This window comes from Acetobacter papayae JCM 25143 (genome assembly GCF_000613285.1).
Taxonomy (GTDB): Bacteria; Pseudomonadota; Alphaproteobacteria; order Acetobacterales; family Acetobacteraceae; genus Acetobacter; species Acetobacter papayae.
In genome coordinates, this window is record NZ_BAIN01000155.1 from 1 (window position 1) to 1,316 (window position 1,316).

Annotated in this window: 3 pseudogenes; all 3 read left to right on the forward strand. The window is 63.0% G+C overall.

The features are described 5' to 3' along the window. Positions 1–795: pseudogene (locus JCM25143_RS20415) on the forward strand (MotA/TolQ/ExbB proton channel family protein); the annotation flags it as partial. 3 nt (positions 796–798) lie between these two features. Then, positions 799–1,224, forward strand: a pseudogene (locus JCM25143_RS20420) (ExbD/TolR family protein). Positions 1,225–1,226: 2 nt separating this feature from the next. Then, positions 1,227–1,316, forward strand: a pseudogene (locus JCM25143_RS20425) (biopolymer transporter ExbD); the annotation flags it as partial.

Here is a 1,316-nt window from a genome sequence, read left to right on the forward strand (position 1 = left end):
CCCCGGCTCCTGCGGATACGGCAACTCCTGCGGCGCCCGCACCTGCCCCCGAGGCCGCAGCTCCGGCACCCGAAGGGAACCCCTACGGGCTGAGTGCCTCTGGGCCAATGGCGATTTCGTGGCCCGCACGGTGCTGCTGATCATGCTGGCGATGTCGCTGGGCACGTGGTTCATCATGATCACGAAGTTCATCGAGCAGAGTCGCCTGTTCTCGGCTGGCCGCGCGGCGCGTCAGGATTTCTGGACCAAGCCGAGCATTCAGGACGGGGCCGCGGCGCTGCAGGCCGGCTCTCCGTTCCGCTATATTGCCGATACGGGCATTGTGGCGGCGGAACATCATGAAGGCACGCTGCAGGAAAGCATCGACCTGCGCACCTGGACGGGCATGTCCATCCAGCGTGCGGTGAACAACATCCAGAGCAACCTGCAAAAGGGTCTGGCGTTTCTGGGCACGGTGGGTTCCACCTCGCCGTTCATTGGTCTGTTCGGCACGGTGTGGGGGATCTACCACGCGCTGACGGCCATCGGCATTGCCGGTCAGGCTCGATCGACAAGGTGGCGGGGCCTGTGGGTGAATCGCTCATCATGACAGCGTTCGGTCTTGCCACGGCGGTTCCCGCGGTGCTGGGCTACAACCTTCTGGTGCGGCGCAACAAGGGGGCGATGGATCAGGTGCGTGACTTTGCCGATGATCTGCAGTCGATCCTGATTGGTGGCGTGCGCCATGGTGATGCGGTTGCGGTGCGGGCGGATCACTCCCCCACGACCGCCACTGTCTCGAACCGGGTGGGCTGACCCATGGGGATGCATGTCGGCGGCGGTGACGGGGGAGAGGACGAGGTCGTCTCCGCCATCAACACCACGCCGCTGGTTGACGTGATGCTGGTGCTGCTGATCATCTTCCTGATCACGATCCGGTGGCCACGCATACGGTCAAGGTTGATCTGCCGAAAGACCTGAGCCAGCGACGCAGACCAAGATCAGCAACGTTGTTGTGGCGGTCACGGCGGATAACCGGGTGTGGTGGGACCAGACACCGGTTGTGGACATGGCGGCCCTTGAGAGCCGTCTGGAACAGGCTGCGGTGCAGAAGCCGCAGCCACAGATCCAGATCCGTGCGGACGGGCATGTGCGCTACGAGAAGGTTGGCGGGATTATTGCCGCGTGCCAGCAGTCTGGCATCAGCATATCGACTTCATTACCGAGCAGCCGAAGGAGCACTGAGGATGGGCATGAATGTCGGGTCTGACAGCACGACGGAAGACGAAGGCATTGTCGACATCAACACCACGCCGCTGATTGACGTGATGCTGGTG